Source organism: Pseudorhodoplanes sp., assembly GCF_046289595.1.
Taxonomy (GTDB): Bacteria; Pseudomonadota; Alphaproteobacteria; order Rhizobiales; family Xanthobacteraceae; genus Pseudorhodoplanes.
In genome coordinates, this window is sequence record NZ_JBKBVB010000031.1 from 24,775 (window position 1) to 39,941 (window position 15,167).

General features: G+C 62.6%; 18 protein-coding genes and 1 pseudogene. 6 read left to right on the forward strand and 13 right to left on the reverse strand.

Annotated elements, in window-relative coordinates:
* Positions 1–115 precede the first annotated feature (115 nt).
* The 10 genes from ACK41X_RS08965 to ACK41X_RS09010 form a co-directional block, all read right to left on the reverse strand.
* Complete coding sequence (locus ACK41X_RS08965; RefSeq protein ID WP_409721568.1) at positions 116–2,311, reverse strand: ATP-binding protein; 2,196 nt, start codon at positions 2,309–2,311, stop codon at positions 116–118.
* A complete protein-coding gene (locus tag ACK41X_RS08970; protein WP_409721570.1) occupies positions 2,308–2,703 on the reverse strand; it encodes a hypothetical protein in 396 nt (131 codons plus the stop codon). Before ACK41X_RS08970 ends, ACK41X_RS08965 begins: the two co-directional genes overlap by 4 nt.
* Positions 2,700–2,957 carry a hypothetical protein gene (locus ACK41X_RS08975; RefSeq protein WP_409721573.1) on the reverse strand — a complete coding sequence of 86 codons (258 nt, stop codon included), beginning with the start codon at positions 2,955–2,957 and terminating at the stop codon, positions 2,700–2,702. The genes ACK41X_RS08970 and ACK41X_RS08975 overlap by 4 nt, the downstream gene beginning before the upstream one ends.
* On the reverse strand, positions 2,954–3,136 hold the full coding sequence (locus tag ACK41X_RS08980; protein WP_409721576.1) for a hypothetical protein: 183 nt from the start codon (positions 3,134–3,136) through the stop codon (positions 2,954–2,956). The genes ACK41X_RS08975 and ACK41X_RS08980 overlap by 4 nt, the downstream gene beginning before the upstream one ends.
* Entirely contained in the window at positions 3,133–3,777 is a 645-nt protein-coding gene (locus ACK41X_RS08985; protein ID WP_409721579.1) for an AAA family ATPase, read from the reverse strand. Before ACK41X_RS08985 ends, ACK41X_RS08980 begins: the two co-directional genes overlap by 4 nt.
* An 83-nt stretch (positions 3,778–3,860) precedes the next feature.
* Positions 3,861–4,310: a GcrA family cell cycle regulator gene (locus ACK41X_RS08990; protein ID WP_409721582.1), complete on the reverse strand. Its 450-nt coding sequence runs from the start codon at positions 4,308–4,310 to the stop codon at positions 3,861–3,863.
* Positions 4,307–4,897, reverse strand: a complete 591-nt coding sequence (locus tag ACK41X_RS08995) for a DUF2312 domain-containing protein (protein WP_409721585.1) — start codon at positions 4,895–4,897, stop codon at positions 4,307–4,309. The genes ACK41X_RS08990 and ACK41X_RS08995 overlap by 4 nt, the downstream gene beginning before the upstream one ends.
* A gap of 1 nt (position 4,898) precedes the next feature.
* On the reverse strand, positions 4,899–5,414 hold the full coding sequence (locus ACK41X_RS09000; protein ID WP_409721587.1) for a hypothetical protein: 516 nt from the start codon (positions 5,412–5,414) through the stop codon (positions 4,899–4,901).
* Positions 5,415–5,561: 147 nt separating this feature from the next.
* Positions 5,562–6,338 (reverse strand): hypothetical protein, encoded by a 777-nt coding sequence (locus tag ACK41X_RS09005; protein WP_409721590.1) that lies wholly within the window; start codon positions 6,336–6,338, stop codon positions 5,562–5,564.
* Positions 6,335–6,589: a helix-turn-helix domain-containing protein gene (locus tag ACK41X_RS09010; protein WP_409721592.1), complete on the reverse strand. Its 255-nt coding sequence runs from the start codon at positions 6,587–6,589 to the stop codon at positions 6,335–6,337. The genes ACK41X_RS09005 and ACK41X_RS09010 overlap by 4 nt, the downstream gene beginning before the upstream one ends.
* Positions 6,590–6,870: 281 nt before the next feature.
* Here ACK41X_RS09010 and ACK41X_RS09015 point away from each other — a divergent pair, with 281 nt between their 5' ends.
* The 4 genes from ACK41X_RS09015 (at position 6,871) to ACK41X_RS09030 (ending at position 8,826) form a co-directional block, all read left to right on the forward strand.
* A complete protein-coding gene (locus tag ACK41X_RS09015; protein ID WP_409721595.1) occupies positions 6,871–7,584 on the forward strand; it encodes an ImmA/IrrE family metallo-endopeptidase in 714 nt (237 codons plus the stop codon).
* Positions 7,585–7,595: 11 nt separating this feature from the next.
* Positions 7,596–7,877, forward strand: a complete 282-nt coding sequence (locus ACK41X_RS09020; RefSeq protein WP_409721598.1) for a helix-turn-helix domain-containing protein — start codon at positions 7,596–7,598, stop codon at positions 7,875–7,877.
* A 195-nt stretch (positions 7,878–8,072) separates the two neighbouring features.
* Complete coding sequence (locus tag ACK41X_RS09025) at positions 8,073–8,579, forward strand: hypothetical protein (RefSeq protein ID WP_409721601.1); 507 nt, start codon at positions 8,073–8,075, stop codon at positions 8,577–8,579.
* Positions 8,572–8,826 carry a hypothetical protein gene (locus ACK41X_RS09030; protein WP_409721604.1) on the forward strand — a complete coding sequence of 85 codons (255 nt, stop codon included), beginning with the start codon at positions 8,572–8,574 and terminating at the stop codon, positions 8,824–8,826. The genes ACK41X_RS09025 and ACK41X_RS09030 overlap by 8 nt, the downstream gene beginning before the upstream one ends.
* Positions 8,827–8,888: 62 nt before the next feature.
* On the opposite strand, the gene ACK41X_RS09035 is transcribed toward ACK41X_RS09030, so the two are convergent.
* Both ACK41X_RS09035 and ACK41X_RS09040 read right to left on the reverse strand, forming a co-directional pair.
* Entirely contained in the window at positions 8,889–9,854 is a 966-nt protein-coding gene (locus ACK41X_RS09035; RefSeq protein ID WP_409721615.1) for a tyrosine-type recombinase/integrase, read from the reverse strand.
* A 27-nt stretch (positions 9,855–9,881) separates the two neighbouring features.
* Positions 9,882–10,148: pseudogene (locus ACK41X_RS09040) on the reverse strand (Arm DNA-binding domain-containing protein); the annotation flags it as partial.
* A gap of 1,030 nt (positions 10,149–11,178) precedes the next feature.
* Between ACK41X_RS09040 and ACK41X_RS09045 the strand changes: the two are divergent.
* Positions 11,179–13,518 carry an N-6 DNA methylase gene (locus ACK41X_RS09045; RefSeq protein WP_409721607.1) on the forward strand — a complete coding sequence of 780 codons (2,340 nt, stop codon included), beginning with the start codon at positions 11,179–11,181 and terminating at the stop codon, positions 13,516–13,518.
* 7 nt (positions 13,519–13,525) lie between these two features.
* Here the strand turns inward: ACK41X_RS09045 and ACK41X_RS09050 are convergent, their stop codons facing one another.
* Positions 13,526–14,359, reverse strand: coding sequence for a hypothetical protein (locus ACK41X_RS09050; protein WP_409721610.1), 834 nt, complete (start codon positions 14,357–14,359; stop codon positions 13,526–13,528).
* Positions 14,360–14,517: 158 nt separating this feature from the next.
* On the opposite strand from ACK41X_RS09050, the gene ACK41X_RS09055 reads away from it, so the two are divergent.
* A complete protein-coding gene (locus ACK41X_RS09055) occupies positions 14,518–15,084 on the forward strand; it encodes a GIY-YIG nuclease family protein (protein ID WP_409721612.1) in 567 nt (188 codons plus the stop codon).
* Positions 15,085–15,167 lie beyond the last annotated feature (83 nt).

Consider the following 15,167-nt stretch of genomic DNA (forward strand, 5'->3'; position numbering starts at 1 on the left):
CGCCAAGGAATATCAATAACTTGGCCACCCCGTTTCCGCACGTTTCCGCACATTTCCGCAACATCTCCGCCAAGGAAAATCAATGACTTAGGCACCCCGTCTCCGCAGCGCATTTTCAGAGCCATGACAGCACCTTCAGGCCGGAAAGCTTGCTCCTTCGATCGACGACATCGATTCCGATCACACCGTTGTTCATCCAGTCGGTAATGAGATTTTTCGCTGCCTGTGCGCTCATTCCGTATTGCCGCATGAGGAAATGGCCGAGATAACGCGCCTCGCCTCGCGGAGAATGCGAGAACGGGTTTCCTTCGTCGAAGCGCCGCTGGATTTCCTTGAGGACTTCGCGAGCCTGCGCGATCGTGAAGGCGTTCTCGTGCTCGTCCCCGGCGCCGGGTTCAGTCTCGAGCTGAACCAGCAGCCCGCTCTCTTCGCGCGTATAAGTGTGGGCGCTGTGGTCGGCTTCGTCGTTCGCTTTCACCACCGCGCCGCGGACGATGCGCCCGCGTTCGAACGGGACGCCGAGCGAGTTGCAGATCGGCCGCGCGGCTTCGTCGTCGAGCTTCCAGAGCGCGTAGGCTAACCGTGCGCCGTCAACGAGCGCGGTGGTCCCGCGAATGGCCTCGCGCGCGTCATCGCCGTCGGCGATGCGGAGCATGCCGTCCTTGCGCATGTGATGCGTAAGCAGGATCGTGGCGCCGGTCGCAGTGGCGAGCTCTGCCATCGCCGACCACAGGAACTGCGCCGCCGCCGGATCGGCGTTCACGTCGGCGAGGACGAACGCCTGCAACGGATCGATCACGACAAGCCGCAGGTTGGGCAAATGGACCAGCTGGCGTTTGAGATCGTCGAAGAACGGCGTTCGCGCGAGCGCCTTGCCGTTGGTCGCGATCAATGGGCGCGGGCCGCCGGCGTCAGGCAGGGGCAACACGATCAGCCGCTTCGGATGGCGTAGCCGGCGTGCGGCCGGATCGATGCGGTTGAGCCGCCGATGCACGGCGTCGAAGCTGTCCTCGGCGGTGACGACCACCGCAGTCCCTTCGATCGCGATCCGTCCGCCGAGAATTTTACGCGGCTGCTCCAGCCCGGCGACGCCCGCCGCGATCTGAAGCGCGAGATCGAGCGCGAGATAGCTCTTGCCGAGCCCGCCCATGGCCGCGATCAGCGCCGCTATGCCGAGCGGGATCGTGCCGCGGCAGAGCCATGTTATCGGCCGTGCTTCACCGGCATAGCGGTCGGCGGTCCATTGCAGGAGGTCGATGCCGGGCGGCGGTGGCGCATCGTCGATCTCGTGCAGCGGGTTCGGGATGTTCCACTTTCGTCGGCCGCCCTCGATCATGCGAGCGAGGTCGCGGCGTGTTTCATCGACCGTCCATCCGGGCAGCGTAAGTTCTCCGGCATGGCCGAGGATTTCCACGTCGGACCAGCCGCGCGCGACCCAGTATCCGACCAGCCGGACAGTGTGATCGTGCCAACGATCGCCACGCTTTATGGCGGCGATGGTGGCCTCGACCGAGAGGCTTCCGATGGCGAGGCCGTTATCGTGACGCGGGGAGGCGGAAACAGGCGGAGAGGCGGAAACAGGCGGAATGGTCGCGGTTGTTTCCGCCTGAGACGGCGCGGCCATGAGCGGCCCCGGCTCGGGCGCGAACGCGCGTTCGAGTTGCGGGAGATGATAGACGGCCGGGCGGCCGTCCCGAGGCACGTGAACCTCCGTGCGTTCGAGGACGCGGCCGTCCTTCGTGGGCCAGGCGACCGAGCCGCCGAGCCGCAGCACCCGGCCGGGGTTCACGACGGATGGATCGCCGCCGATCGCGGCCGCGACGCGCGAACAGATCGCGCGCAGCGCAGCCGGGTCGCGGCAGGGTTCCGCGAGGCGCCACCACATCTGCGCCCGCGTGTGCGGATGACGCCCGGTGACGACGGTCATGGTCGGCGGGACGCCGCGCCGTTTGCACGACGCGATGGCGGGCGCCACCACATCGGTGTCAACGTCTGCCCAGATGCAGCTCGCCGCGAGGAAATCGGCGTCCGAAGCGCGCCGGTTCGATGCGGCCTGTGGATGCCGCAGCGCCGCCCCGACATAGACGTTGACGCCGGGCGTCCGGTTGAGGGCGACCGCGCGATCGACGAGGTCGTCGATGCGGTCGGTCCCGAAGAGTTCGGCCGCCGACAGCGCGCCGGTCTTCGCGTCGTTCCAGGCGAGCTCGATCAGGCCGTCGTGCGCCCCGTCGAGATCGCCGAGGAAGACATGCTCAAGCTGCCTTCGCATCGCGTCCGGATCGGGCTTGAGGATGGGCGCCACGGCGGTCATGTCAGATTGTCGATGTTGTCCCGGAGGACGCGCACGAGCGCGAGGGTGCCGTGCCGGAGCTCGACCCGGCGCGCCTCGACGATGTGGTGGATCGCCTGAAGGTTGGCTTCCGGTGTCGCGTAGCGATCGACCGGAATGCAGACCTGGATGCCGTCCCATACAAACCAGACGGCGACGGCTGGGTCCGCCGGGCGGTTGACGCCAGAGTCATATTCGACGAGAAAAATCAGGTTCGATATCGGCTTTCCGGAGTCGCGCCCGAACAGGCGAAGGGAGTCCTCGACGTTGCGGAGGGCGCCGGCGAGGGAGGTCTTGAACGCGCCCGTTTCGCGCCGCGTCGCGCGTGGAACGTTCGGCGGCCAGCAGAGCGGATAGGCGGAGATGGCGCTCATTGGGCATCCCCTGTGCTCGGACCGCCGGCCCTGCCCAGCATCACGCGGGCGGCGCATCGCGCCGCGGCGATGTGGTGCTTGACCATCATGTCCGCGTTGAACTCGACGTTCTCGTGGGCAAAGGCGACGTAGACGGCGGTCGTGATTGATCTGTTCCGGGACTTTTCGTCCAACGCCTGCAGCGCCTCCGCCAGCGCTTCCGCAAGGATGAGTATGGTGAGAGACGTTTCGGGGTGATCGAAGGTCGCGGTCATTCGGCATCCCTCAGCGCGGTAAGGGTTGCCATGACAGCCATCATCGCGCGGAGCTCGCGTTCGGCCGTCTCGGCCTTCATTCGTCCGGCGCTTACCCACTTCGGATAGACGCGCTCCCGCATTCCGATTTCTCGACGGACGCACGCGATCTGCTCGGCGAGCGAGATTTCGCCGTTCATTGCGCGCCTCCCTTCCGCGGCATGGGCCACTCAAGATCGCTAAGGGTTTGCGCAATGCCTTCCTGCCACAGTGGCGGCGGCTCGAAGGGCGCGGCATATCGCTTGATGATCGCGAACCGCTCGTCTTCGGTCGGGAGATCGACCGAAATCTGCATGTCGAAGCGACGCCACAGCGCACTGTCGAGGAAGTCGTGTCGGTTCGTCGCCGCGAGCGCGATCCCGTCGAACCGCTCGATCCTGCGAAGCAGGACGTTCAGCGAGTTCGCCCGTTCGACCGACGCCCCTTGGTCGTTCATGCGGCGGGCGCCGAGCGCGTCCACCTCGTCGAAGAAGATGACGACCCTGCCTTCGGTCTTCGACATGGCGTCGAAGAGCTGGCCGATGTTCTGGCCGGTCGATCCGAGATAGCTGTGGATCAGGCTTTCGGAGCGGACGCACGCGAGCGGCAGGCCGAGCCGCGCCGCGAAGTGATGCGCCCACGTCGTCTTGCCGCATCCCGGCGGACCATAGAGCAGCGCGGTGCGGCGCGGCTTCAGGCCGGCGGCGGCAAGCTCGCCGGCGAGATGGATTTCGGTCATCCACTCGAACAGCGCCGCGCGCGGTCCCGGCGCCAGGATGGGCTCCTCGGCCTCCTGCGGCATCAGCACGTCGGCGAACTTTTCGAGCGCGAATTTAACATCGACTTCGTTAGCGCGTTCCGGACCTGGGGGAGAGATGTAACGTTTCATGCCGCGCGCCTTTTTTTCGCCGCCGGCCGATAAGCGATCAGCGCGTGGGCAGGGCAGTAGGAAAGCGGTTCAAGCCGGCGCGCGCCGCAAAAGCGGAAGCCGGGCAAGCAGGGGTCACCGAACGGCCAGCGGCAATGCTCTGGTTTAAGTTCGGCTGTTGTTACGCCGCCACCAGAGATTAGGGGAGGTGGAGAGACGGCGAGCGCAATTCGAGTAGCGCGCAGTGGCCGACCTCTTGAGAACCACTGTGTTGGTGGCAGTTGCCGTGTCCGGTAGTTTCGGGTCGGCAACCTCATTCGCCTCGCCTTACCGATCACCGCATTCCGTGAGATCGATGTGCCGAACTCGTTGTTGATCGCGCGCGCGCATTGAGACGCGGACAAGCCCGCCTGCCAATGCTCGCGCAGCCGCGCGACGACTTCTGGCGACCAGACGAAAGTTGTCATTGGCCGCCTCCGTCGTCGTCGCCCCCGTCCGGCGGATTGTCGTCTGACTTTTTGCAGCGGCGCCACGCCTCGGGCACCTCCATGCCGTCGGTGCCGGTCTCGGCGCACCATCCCTCGTCCCACGCGGCGCGACGTGGATCGTCGGCCATGTAGGGATTGTCGATGATGCGCTTGCCCTCGCGCGCGGCGGCGCGACCGGCGGCGCGGGCGGCTTCGATGTCCATCGTGCGATCGACGGCCTCCGGCGCGGCCGGCGTCGATGCGTCCGCCGGGTCGGGCGGCCTGGGGATTTCTCCCATGAGCCGCTTGCGCGCGGCTTCGCCGAGCGGCGTGCCGCCGAGCATGCCCAGCGCGGCGCGATACATCTCGCAGAGCGCCTGGAACTCTTGCCGCTCAAGCTGCGACATGCGCCGCTCGCGGAGCATCTGGTTCAGCACCTTGGTGTCAAAGCCGGCGCTTCGCGCGCTGGCCTTGACTTCCTTGATCCGGTCAGCGATCCGCCGCTTCTCGACCTCCAGCTCCTCGATGTTGGCGGCGAAGTCGGCGAGCAGGTCGGCGGCGCCGCCGCCATTGGCGTTCGCGTTCATGTCAGAACTCCGTTTCGAGCGCGGGATCGGTTGTCGGCGCCGGTTGCGGGCGCGACGGCGGCGGGACGTGCGCCGCCTTGGCCGCCGCGGCCGGGGCGCCGCCCTTCCATACGTCCGCGTCATCGACCGGGCTGGCGTCCGGCAATTCGGCGGGGCGATCGACCCACTTCACGATTTCGAGGCGCGGCCGGTAGTTGGTGCCGTACTTGTCCTTCATCGGGTCGGAGCCCGTGCACTCGACGACCGGCACCTTCCCGCCGTTCTTCGCCTGCTGCTCCTCGAACTTGGCATAGATGTCCCGGATCGCGTTCGAGAGATGGATCGAGGCGGAAGCGAACTCGACCGTTCCGCCGAAGAACTTTTGCGAGAAGGCGCTGACGACGAAGCCGCGCTTGAAGTCCTCGCCGGGCGACGGCGCGGTGCGGTCGAGCGAGGGATCGATCAGGCGCTCGGGCGCCTGGCCTTCGCGGAAGCGAAGCCAGCCGGTGCGGATGTTCTTGAGGTCGAGCAGGAACATCGGCCGCGCGATTTCCATGTCGCCGCCTTCGGGCGAGCGCACAAACCATTTGTCCGCCTTGGCGTTGTACTTGACGTATGGCTTCACCGTGCCGGAGCCGCCGATTTGTAGAGGCATTGGAGTTTCTCCTTTCGCGTTGAGAGGCTTTCAGAAACCGAACACTTCCCGCCCGGCCGCACGCGCGGCCGGGTCGGACCACCAGAAGCTTTCGAAGTCGGGGACGATCAGGCCGGCGAGCTCGCGCGCATCGTTCGAGAGCGCAAGGAATCGGCCGAGCGAAAGAGCGATCAGGCGCAGCGCTTCGAGGTGCCGACGCACATCGTCGCCCGACATTTCATAGACACGGACCTGCTGCGGCTCCTTCTTCCCCGGCGCCGGCTTCGCGTAGGCGAAGCGCATCCCGAAATTCCCATGCGCCGACGCATAGACCGCCCCCTGGCGGCCATGCGGATCGCCGATTGCGCCGGGAAAGCGCTCGGTCGTCTTGAGATCGACGATCAGGCCGTGATCGGAGAACAACCAGTCGATGAAACCGATTACCGGCACCGGCACGTCGTCGAGCCGGCCTTCGACGCGATGCTGATAGGCATCGGGCACGCCGTATTGGCGAAGCTCGGCGAGCGCGCCGCGCACATAGCCGCCGATCTTCGGCCGTTCCTCGTCGCGACGCGGATCGCCGGCGAGCGCGGTCAAGCGGTTGAACTCGCGTTCGGCCGCGGCCGCGCAATCGTCGATCGGCTTGGCCGGATCGATCAGGCCGATATGCACGCCGTGTTCGACCGCCTTGCCGCGCGCGGCAGGGATACCCGTGGGCGTTTTGCGGCCGAGAAGCCGCTCCATGATCCAAAGCGCGGGCTGCGCGGCCCAGAGGTTGAGCGACGACGCGGAAAGGTGTTCCACGCCGTGCCGTTCGAAGGCATTCATCGCCCACCGCCCGGGCGCGCGCCCTTCGACACGGGATGACGCTCGCGCGAGACCAGCCATTCCCGGAAGGCCTCGGCGCGATACAGCACCTTGCGGCCGATGCGGACGCGGGGCGGGCCGACCCGGCGGCGCTCCCATCGCCTCAGGGTGTATCTCGACACGCCGATCTCGGCCGCCACGCGATCATCGGTCAGCCACCCTTCGAACAGCGGGGGCGCGACCATTGCGTCGATTGACCGTTGTCCATTCATACAAATCCTCCCTCGCAACGAGCGGCGTCGAAACGTTGCGATCCAAACATGGGAGGGCCGTCAGGTCTTAGGCCGAAACAGGCGGAAACAGGCGGAAACAGGCGGAAAGAAGCGCCCCATTTAAGGAGACTTCTGAAGAATCAAACGCTTAGGCGGCGTTGCCGCACCGGCTTACGAACAGCCGTCGTGGGGCAGGCGAAAAAAGGACTCGACTCCTACCCAGGATAGAACATAAAAGGAACATTGCTGTTGATGAAGTAGTCAACGAAGAGGCGATCGGCATGGCGCTCAACGTGGAATATCCGTGTTTTCACTCGGGCGAGCCGGCAAGGCTTCCGGCCGATGCGATCCGGCGGCTCGGGGCGGATCTCCGGCAGCGGCTCCTCGGCTACAAGGCGCGGCCGTTCGAACCGGCCGACCTGTTCCGCCGGGTGGCCTCTCTCTGCGTGAACGGTCGGCCGCTACGAATCGTTTGGGACGCGGCGCATGCCGTGCACGACGAGGCCGGCGAACCCGTGCTCGGCGTCTGCGAGTACGATCCGCAGGAGCCCGCAACGGTCATGATCAGCTTGAATGCCGAGCTGCTCGGGGATCAGCCCGAGATGCTGCGCTCGACGGCGGCGCACGAGCTCGGCCACGCGATCTTCGACATGCCGGCGGCGGTGGCGAAAGGCGCGGCCCGCGCCTTCCGCAGCGGCGCGATTGCGGCGCGGGGCGCCGCGCCGATCGATTGGCGCGAATGGCGCGCCGACGAGTTCATGGGCGCGTTCTTGGCGCCGCGGCGGCAGCTGGCCCGAGCGTTCGCGCGCGAGGCCTCCGCGTTCGGCGCGGCGATCCGATGGAAGGTGATCGACGAGATCCCGACGCCCTACGTCGCGGTAAACGTTGCGGGTTGGCCGGCGATCGATGCGATCGCCGGCGCGCTTGCGGAAGAGTTCGGTGTGACGAGCGCCTTCATCGGCGTGCGCCTTCGCAAGTACGGGCTCGTTGGCTGAAGGAGACCGACATGGCATTCGGGCTAACGGTCAGGGCGAAACGGATCGAGCAGGGCATCGGCCTCAACGACTTCGCCGAGCGGCTTGGCGTCTCGCCCGCCTATTGGTCGCGCGTCGAGCGCGAACAGGAGAAGCCGCCGCGCGACGAGCTGGTCGAGCGCGCCGCGGCGATCCTGGGCGTGCGCATGGACGACCTGTTCGTCGAGGCAGGGCGCCTGCCGCCGGACATGCGGAGCGATCTCAGGCGCGTTGTCCAAACCTATCGTCGGATGAGACAAATTCTTCCGAAGTAGTCCAAGGGATTTTTTGAACGAGAGACTTGCTCCGGTGCCGAAGTCGAGGCGAGGTCTGGTCTACCTCATGGAGGTATGTGAATGTTGCCGCCACGATCGTTTTATTCTCTGAATGAGGTTGCCGCGCGGTGGTCGGTTACTTCGTTCGACCTCATCGGTTGGTCAACAGACGGTCTGCTGGAGCTCTCAATTGCCGTGCCTCCCGTAAAGACCGGCCCCTCGGAATCGCTGTCTGGTCTCGTCGATGTCGAGGCGGCGCATCTTTTGCCGTTATTCCGAAGGGAGGGAACTCCAAGCCCAACGGTTGCAATCCGCCGGGTGAAGCTCGGCGACAACGATTTCCGATGGATCATCGATCCGGCCGAAGGCGTCGCGATCGCCGCCGCGGATGTTCTTGTCAGGCGAGCGGAGGTCGAACGCTTCGAGCGGCAATACGGATTGTTCCATGGCTTGCCAGAAAGCGACGGTGCCGCGGCAGCGCGACGCCGCGCCGGCTCAGGCGTTCCTCCGCGGCACGATTGGGACGCATTCTATGCGGCGCTTGCGCGACGCATCCATGAGCACGGCATCCCAAGAACACAGGCCGAGCTGGTGAGAGAAATGCGCGACTGGTTCGAGCGGCGCAAGGAAGAGCACGCGCCGGACGAAAGCACGATTGCAAAAAAGATCAGGATTGTTTGGCAGGAGCTTTGCCGTGCATAGCGCGATCTTCTTCTTCGTCCACGATCGCGCGGACGACTTCAAGGTCCATTGGGCTATCGCCGATCCGGGCTACTTCCGCGGCTACGCGCGCCCAATGAACGACTCCTTTGCCGTCTCCGGCGAACCGAGCGCGGGCGGCCAGGCGCTGGGCGTCGTAGTAGGCCGTGGCCGGGCTCTTCGTGAGGAGAACACGAGCGTCGTCCCGGACGGAGGCGATCGCCACCCGCCTTCGCTCAAGCCAGTCTGAAATTGCGCCCCACATGAACGCAAAACCGATGATCCTCGCTTCCCCCCTTCTAGCATCATTTGTCACGCCGCGCGATCCGATCGCATGGAGTCCGATACAAGCCTGAGCTTCGGGCGCAGCATCTCGCCGACGGCGTCCGCGCCTTGACGGACGGGATCGTCAAGCAGGTGAGCGTAGCGTTGGGTTGTCTTCGGGCTGCTGTGGCCGAGCAGCTTTCCGATCATGGGCAGCGACATTCCTCCGCTGACCAGGAGCGAGGCGAAGGTGTGGCGCAGATCGTGGACCCGGACCCCTTCAAGGCCAGCTGCCTTCTGGATGTCGGCCCAGAACCGTCGGATGTCCTCGATCGGCTTGCCTTCCAAATCGCCGGGGAAAAGCCATTCGGCTTCGACCGGGAGGGCGGTCAGCCGCGCGCGGACGAAGGCGACGGCCGCTCGCGAAAGCGGGACGCGGTGCATCTTCTTCTGCTTTGTCGTTGAGGCCTTCTTCGTCCAGATCGCCAGACCGAGATTGAACTGCTCGGGCCGCGCGGTCAACGCCTCCCCTTTGCGCGCGCCGGTCAGCAGTATGAACCGCACAACATCGGCCGCACGCTGGTTTTCATGGGCGTCCAGCGCTGCGGCAAGACGATCGATTTGCTCAAGCGAAAGGAAAACCTCGCGCTCGTTCTCAATGTTGCGTGCGAATCCGATGGCCGGATTGTCGGTCCGCATTCTCCAAGGCTTGATCGACAGGTTGAACATCTTTCGCAGAACTTCGCCGACACGATTGGCACGGACCGGGGTTGGACGCCGCCCTGCAAGAGGCTTGGCGCGTTTCCGCGTCGGCTTCGTCTTATGCGGCCGGCGGCGGCCGCCGGCGATCTTGGAAAGGAGCTTCGCCACGTCTGCCTCGGTGATATCGGCGACCTTCCGAGCGCCCCATTCCGGCTCGACAAGCTTCCGCAGCATGGCAATCTGGTCCTTGCCATTGCGCTTGGAGAGCGTGGGCACGTGCTCGGCAACGTAACGGTCGATCAGATCGCGCACGGTTGATGCTTCGCGCGCTTCTTGCCGTTCAGCGAGCGGGTCGTCGCCGTTGTCGATCCGCCGCTTCAGTTCGCAGGCCTTCTCGCGCGCCGCCGTGACCGACCATTCCGGCCAGGAACCGATCGTGATCCGCCGCTCCCGATGGGCGATCGTATAGGTCAGAACGAACGACTTGGCGCCCGCGGTGGTGATGCGGAGACCGAACCCGATCACCTCGTCGTCGCGAACGATGATGTTGCGCACGGGATCGGGTTCGGAGGCCTTCACGAAACGTTCGGTGAGATGAGTCTTCATCGCGATCTTGCCTTGCTCGAAGCGAGTGACGTTCGGGTCGCTTCGACAGGCAAGATGCTCTTTTCGGGCGCTGGCGAGTTAGGCGGAAACAGGCGGAAACGGGTGGAATAAAGAAAGCGGCCTGCCTGTCTATCGTAATCGCGCGGCGTGTCCGCCAGGTGTCCGCCGGGCTCACACCTTCTGGCGCACGCTAACGTCTACCAATGCCCGCGACTGTCGTTTAATGCGCGCGAGAAGATCGCGACAAATCAACGGCTTCCGGCTAAGTGGTTGAAATTCCTCGTGGTGCGCGAAGAGCTGGCGGTAGGCTCATAACCTGAAGGTCGTCAGTTCAAATCTGGCCCCCGCAACCAAATTTCCGAAGCAAGATCAATTTCTTCGACAAACGCCCCGGACCCGCGTCCGGGGCGTTTGATTGTCAACTCCGCAATACCTCACCAAAATCCAGGTTTCGACGCCTGAGATGCGAAGTGGCGATGGCAGCGATGGAGCACCGCGGATCGAGGAGGTTCTTGCCCAGCGTGCGCCAGCGAGACGCGCCGCGTGGCTTTATCGTGGACGCGGCGATCCTGTCGACTGGAGTTCTTTGAAAAGGCGCTTCCACGAGAGCGGGGGCGTCTTGCATATCCCATCCGCGCGGACGAATGCCCATTTGCCGGGGGTAGCGTTGTTCTTGCTGATGTCCGGGTTGGAGTGGCGGCATCCAACGGTCTCAGTCTCGGTGTCGGCCGCGCTCAAGGGTCTCCTTTGGTCTGGCCGCCTTTGAGGCGCGCTGCCGGTCATGCATATGCCATTGGTGGTATAGCTAGCCGCAGTGTTGATGCTACGGACTTTAGGCCAAGGAGCGCGAACGATCCACCGGCTATGATGCAGTGAACTGTCCCCCAATCACCCACGCAAAGGATTTTGGTTGTGGGACTCGCGGCATCCCTCAAGAGGTTCGCTGGACTTGAGAATTCGCCTGCCGCTAAGGTCGAACTGACATAGCGAATCGAGGTAGTGAACGCCTGTGCCGCACACCGAAAAAATCATGAACGTGCTAGCGGTCGAGAGCCGCGACGTACGAGGCATGCTTGAGCTGTTGATCGAGCAGCTTGACGGTCGGCTCGGCGGGAACCCTTGGTTCCGGCTGTGGATGGAGCACACCGGCCGTTATGTTGATCTCGGCGAAGCGGATCGGGTACTGGCGGCAGGTTTGGATTTGCCGCGTGTAACTACGACCGCGGGGGCGTTGTTGTTCTGTGCCCAGACCTATGCCTCCCTCGTACTGGATGCGATCTCTAGATGCTCGGGAGTCGAAGGGGCGAATAATCGAGTTTCACTCTTCGATTGGTATAGGCTATGCCATCCCGAAGAATACGAGCGATCGGTTGAACGGCTCAGCGCGCTGTTGCTGAGCCAAAACGGTGACCTCCGCGAACTGAATGACCTGGATTTTTCCGCCCTGCTAGGTGCGGTCTTCCAGCAGATTTTCCCTCCGAGCCTTCGCCATCTTCTCGGCGAATATTATACGCCCGAATGGTTGATTGATGACGCATGCGGACTCTTGGATTTCGAAAGCCTGCCGACAAATCTTGTATTGCTTGATCCTGCGGCAGGCTCAGGCGGGTTCGCGCTCCGTCTTCTCAGAAGACTGCGAGAAAAAAGGACATTCGCAAACGCGACCGTGATCTTGAGCGATGTGAGTCCAATCGCGGTACGGTTCGCCGAGCTCAACCTCGCCTTCTTCAACAAGTCCGCCAAAGAGAGCGGGGAAGCACCCGCGAAATCGAAAGTTGTCCTTGCCGACACCATCTGCGACAGCGTTTCCGAGGAGCCCACGCTGTTTGACGCCACCTCCGCAAAGCTGCGCTTTCTGGGTTCATCGTTCAGTGAAGCTATCGAATCTGACGAGTTCGAGCGAGCGATAGACACTTGCGGCTTTGTCTCGGATGAAGAGCGGAGCGCTTTTGCGATTCTCTTTCGAGACTTTTTGAGTGGTCAATTTTTCTTCAAGCGGTCGGTCAGCGCTAATCTGATCTGCGGAAACCCTCCCTGGATTAGCTGGGACGGCGTGATCCCTGAATATCGTCGCACGCTTGCGCGGCAGTGGGCAGATTCGAGCCTGATTACCAACAAAGGTTGGAGGGCAAAGGTCGCGGCCGGGAAGCATGACCTATCGACACTCTTCGTGCATAGGAGTGCTGAGCGCCATGCTGCTCCGAACGCAGTTATGGTCTTTGCACTGCCAATTTCTGTATTCCAAGGGAGACACTCCGCTGCCGGCTTTCGACTATTTCGTGCCGGACCAATTCGACGCTACGCGGTAACGACTATACTCGACCTCGCGAAGTCCGATGTTTTCACGGATGCGCTTAACCGGGCTGCGCTCGGAGTGTTTCGTGTCGATCAGGAGCCAACCTATCCCATCCCCTATGGCCGATTGACGGGCCAGCCGCTGGTGGACTGTAGGCAATATGAATGGGGTACGGCGAGGCCAATCGATGCGACTGCCGAGGGGTCGCCGATCGTGCTAGCCGAAGATCACGAAGAGGGGCTGTTTGAATCAATTGCACCTAGCGAGTACCGAGCTCGCGGTGGGGTGAACACAGGGGGCGCGAATGCCATTCTCTGGGTGGAATGCTTAGGCCGCGATGGAAAGCATGTCCGCATCGTCAACTCAGGAAAATCGAAGGGGACCTCGATCCGAAGAATCGAGGGAGTTGTAGAGTCGGAATGCGTTGCCCCTTTGTTGGTTGGCCGAGACATTCGAAGATGGCGCGCTACGCCGTCTCGTCACATCCTTTTCCTCTATGACAAGGCCGATCCAAAGAAGGCAATTCCGCAATCACGCGCCTCAGAGAAGTACCCCCTTGCGATCAACTATCTATCGCAATTTGAAGAGGACCTCCGATCTCGAAAAGAATACCACCGCTGGGGTGGGCAAGGGCCGTTTTACGAGGTCTACCGGATCGGCCCGTACACGTTTGCAGATGTGAAAGTGGTTTGGCAGCACACCGGGTACAGAGGTCGAATGAATGTGGCTGTCATTTCACATGCAGGTGGTCATGTGGTTGTCCCGGATCAAAAGGTAATCTTGCTGCCTTTCGCGGACGAGGATGAAGCTCACTACGTATGCGCGTATCTAGCCTCCTCTATCGTTGAGAAGGTTCTTGCAAAATATCTCGGACTAGATGCGTCAACCCACATCTTGGATTACATCGCGCTCCGGCGATTCGATCCGAACAATTCGCTCCATCGCCGATTATCCGAGCTGTCAAAGAAGGCGCATGCGATGGCCTTGGAGGGTGCCGATTTAAGCGCCTTGGAGCGCGAAGTAGACAGTACGGCCAATCAGCTATTCTTTGGCGTCGCCAAGGTGGCGGCATAGGCAGGCTTCATTTTGCCACGGCACGCAACGCTGGCTCCCATTGCGTTAGCACTTCCTTGCCAAAAAAAACTTCATCGACATGGCCTGTATGAAGCATGTCGATGATTCTGCACAGATACGATCGCCCGCAGTCCCACCACGTGAAACGGTCATCGACAAATAGGAAGTGTTTGGCTCGCTCGCCGAACAACCGCGCAGCCTCGTTTATCTCAAAGCCATCGAGTAGCGTTTCGTAAACGCCGTCTGCTACACGACTGCCGAAGGTGGTCGTGCCATAATACTCCTTGATTTCCCAGACCGCTGCGGGGTTTGCTACGGTAGGCATTGCACCATCGTATCGCCGGGAAAACGCAAATTCTGCGACGCCATTCATAGAGACGACAGCGAGGCGCCTTGCGTCGTCCACAAAGCCGTCTGATCCGAGAACTTTCTCGGCAATAAGTGAGACCATGCTGGCCAAATAGGCTGGGTGCCTCTTATCGCCTTTTTGCTTGTTCATTGAAGGGGCGCGGTTCGATCCAGTGCTCTTGCGCAATGCGTCGTATGCTGCAGCTGCTTGGTCCCGGTCCATAAGAAGAGGCTGGACCTGATTCTGAATCAGGTCGGCGCGGTAGTTCATGTATGCCAGCACGTGCTCAAAAAATGCACGCTCGCGATTCGTGAAATCAGTGTCGAGCCCCTCATCTGCATAGACCCGCTCGATATCGGCAAGCGTATATTTGCGCAGAGTTTTCACCTGCCCGCGAGGGCCGCGGATGCTGTAACCGACCTGCTCCGACACGAGCTTCACGTTGGCCCAGAATCGAGCGGGCTGGCCCACGAATCGGGAATCTGGCTTCATGTTCTTTTTCTAGTCAGGAGTCGGTGCTCTGTCACGCCATTAAGGCGTGCCAGCCCCACGGCCATCGAAGAACGAGGCAGCACGCCGGCGGGAGACGGCCAAAGTCGTCAGCGGGGATCGCCCAGAGAGGCTTCCAACCGCGCGACAAGGTCCTGCTTGTGGGCTATTTCTGGCCCATTCGTGATTTTGGGATAGCGCGCTACTATCTTTCCCTTGCTCCAGCGCATCGGGCAGGAAAATGGGCAACAGCCATGAGCCATCCAGTTGAAGCCTTTGGGCGCACGATCCAGTTGTTTCTTGTGGACGGCACGCCGAACGGGCTCATCATTGCGTCAATACATGGCTGGACGGGTTCGGTACTCGTTGAAACGCAATCGACTTTTGCCAAGCTGCTTGCACGTCCCGAGGTTGATCGAACCGGCGTCTACATACTCTTCGGGCCTGACCCCAAAGATGCACTTTCGATGCGAGCCTATGTCGGGGAAGCGGATAGCGTTCGCGATAGGATTACTCAAAGCGCCGGAGATCGAGGTTTCTGGGAAGCCGCAGTCGTCATCACGACCAGTGATGAGGCACTGACAAAAGGGCACGTCCGCTATCTTGAGGCGCGCCTTATCGAGATGGCGATCAGTGCCGGTCGCGTGACCCTCGACAACGGACAAGCGCCGAGTTCTGACAAGCGGCGGATTGCTGTGACCCCCGTCATCTCCTCCAGGCTGAGGTAGAGTCCGGCCCGACGAGAGGACCGGAGCATGAAGCGATCGAGGTTCAGCGAGGAACAGATCATCGGCATCCTGCGTGAGCAGGA

Coding starts and splice junctions, on each gene's coding strand:
- ACK41X_RS09010 (WP_409721592.1), bottom strand. CDS start 6,589: ATGAATGGACAACGGTCAATCGACGCAATGGTCGCGCCCCCGCTGTTC.
- ACK41X_RS09000 (WP_409721587.1), bottom strand. CDS start 5,414: ATGTTCCTGCTCGACCTCAAGAACATCCGCACCGGCTGGCTTCGCTTC.
- ACK41X_RS09050 (WP_409721610.1), bottom strand. CDS start 14,359: ATGAAGCCAGATTCCCGATTCGTGGGCCAGCCCGCTCGATTCTGGGCC.
- ACK41X_RS08995 (WP_409721585.1), bottom strand. CDS start 4,897: ATGAACGCGAACGCCAATGGCGGCGGCGCCGCCGACCTGCTCGCCGAC.
- ACK41X_RS08975 (WP_409721573.1), bottom strand. CDS start 2,957: ATGACCGCGACCTTCGATCACCCCGAAACGTCTCTCACCATACTCATC.
- ACK41X_RS08990 (WP_409721582.1), bottom strand. CDS start 4,310: ATGACAACTTTCGTCTGGTCGCCAGAAGTCGTCGCGCGGCTGCGCGAG.
- ACK41X_RS08980 (WP_409721576.1), bottom strand. CDS start 3,136: ATGAACGGCGAAATCTCGCTCGCCGAGCAGATCGCGTGCGTCCGTCGA.
- ACK41X_RS08965 (WP_409721568.1), bottom strand. CDS start 2,311: ATGACCGCCGTGGCGCCCATCCTCAAGCCCGATCCGGACGCGATGCGA.
- ACK41X_RS09015 (WP_409721595.1), top strand. CDS start 6,871: ATGGCGCTCAACGTGGAATATCCGTGTTTTCACTCGGGCGAGCCGGCA.
- ACK41X_RS08970 (WP_409721570.1), bottom strand. CDS start 2,703: ATGAGCGCCATCTCCGCCTATCCGCTCTGCTGGCCGCCGAACGTTCCA.
- ACK41X_RS09045 (WP_409721607.1), top strand. CDS start 11,179: ATGAACGTGCTAGCGGTCGAGAGCCGCGACGTACGAGGCATGCTTGAG.
- ACK41X_RS09020 (WP_409721598.1), top strand. CDS start 7,596: ATGGCATTCGGGCTAACGGTCAGGGCGAAACGGATCGAGCAGGGCATC.
- ACK41X_RS09005 (WP_409721590.1), bottom strand. CDS start 6,338: ATGAATGCCTTCGAACGGCACGGCGTGGAACACCTTTCCGCGTCGTCG.
- ACK41X_RS08985 (WP_409721579.1), bottom strand. CDS start 3,777: ATGCCGCAGGAGGCCGAGGAGCCCATCCTGGCGCCGGGACCGCGCGCG.